The sequence below is a fragment of the Paenibacillus senegalensis JC66 genome (assembly GCF_000285515.1).
Classification (GTDB): Bacteria; Bacillota; Bacilli; order Paenibacillales; family NBRC-103111; genus Paenibacillus_L; species Paenibacillus_L senegalensis.
Map to the genome: position 1 here is coordinate 1 of NZ_CAES01000126.1, position 1489 is coordinate 1489.

The 1489-nt window shown below is 53.7% G+C and carries 1 protein-coding gene; it reads right to left on the bottom strand.

What is annotated here, in order from left to right; all coding sequences use genetic code 11:
• Positions 1-976 (bottom strand): group II intron reverse transcriptase/maturase (ltrA, locus tag PSHG_RS25880; protein ID WP_010267202.1); only part of this gene is annotated, 976 nt, incomplete at its 3' end.
• Positions 977-1489: the final 513 nt, after the last annotated feature.

Below are 1489 nucleotides of genomic sequence, written 5' to 3' on the forward strand. Positions count from 1 at the left end.
ACACTTGGCCTTTGGATGTTTCGGCCTTCGTCTTTCGATGATGCATGCCCAGAAAATCGAAGCCTTCTTCCCCAGTCCAAAGTCCAACGATGCGCGTTTTCGTGGGGTGCAGGGTTAATTCCAGGCGTTCCATAATCGCTCGTATGAGTTCATAGGCCCGCTGTGCGTCCTTCTTCGTCTTGCAGATGATCACCAGATCATCTGCATAACGCGTCAGTTCCCCAAGCTTACCGCCATGTCGTTCCCACAGAAGATCAAAGTAATTCAGGTAGATGTTCGCCAGCAGTGGTGAGATCACTCCCCCTTGCGGTGTACCCAAGTCTGAGCGTCGGATGTTTCCTTCTTCCATCACTCCCGCACCTAACCACTTCCTCACCAACTTCAAGATTCGCCTGTCACTGATCCGCATTTCGATCAGCTTCATCAGTTTCTCCTGATTGATGTTGTCGAAGTAGCCTTGGATGTCGACGTCGACCACCCAATTTCCTTTGCGGTTGCATGCTTTCCGGATTCGCTCCAACGCCTGTTTCGCGCTCCGCTTAGGCCGAAAACCGAAAGACGTGTCCTGAAAATCCGCCTCGAAAATGGGTTCCATGACGAGTTTGGTCGCCATCTGGATGACGCGGTCTCTCACCGTCGGGATCCCCAGCGGTCGCAGTTTGCCATCTTTCTTCGGGATGTAGTGGCGTCTAACGGGTTGTGGATGGTACTTCCCTTCTTTCAGTAGCCGTTGACATTCAAGCACAAAACGCTTTTCTCCCTGTTTCTCGATGTCTGCCAACGTCTCTCCATCCACTCCTGCCGAGCCCTCGTTGGCTCGTACCCTTCGCCACGCTTCCCATAAGATGTCTACCCGATAGACCTTGTCGTACAGCGCGTGAAATCTTCGCTTCTTGTTCTCCTTGGCCGCATGACCGAGTTTCCCTTGGAGTTGTTGAACGTTTTCCTCTGGTGTTGTTAGCCGTTTGGCATTCACTGACTCGTACCTCCTCAAGAAACTTGAACAAAGCAGGGCTCCTTCCCTCCCGCAGGTTGTGTTGTCCTGCGTTCCACGGTACTATGAGCCCCTCGGACTCCCTTCCTGCAGACCGTTCACTTCACCTCTGGGGCTTATAGAAGGCCTCTTTACGGTTTCTGCAACCGTGCAGGGGAGGGCCTCCCCAGTTCACTGCATCCTCTTTCATACCATGCCGTTCCCTCTACGCCGGAGGATTCTTCACTGCCGCTCCAAGTTCTAGGCAGCTTCCATGGCCTTCGTCCATGTACGCGGGACTCGGCTTCCTCTTTTCCCTCTTGCGAGGCCTTTTTGACGACGCGGCAGGATTCACTTTCATGTTACGGCCTGGTATGTTGCTCGCCCTGCCTCTGACAGGTACTTTCGTCGATACGCTTCTACGTACAGATTTCGCCATACGTAGGTATCCTAGCTACGCGGGGGCTTGGCCCTTCCCGCGACCGGACTTTCACCGGCTAGAAGATGCGTGCTTAG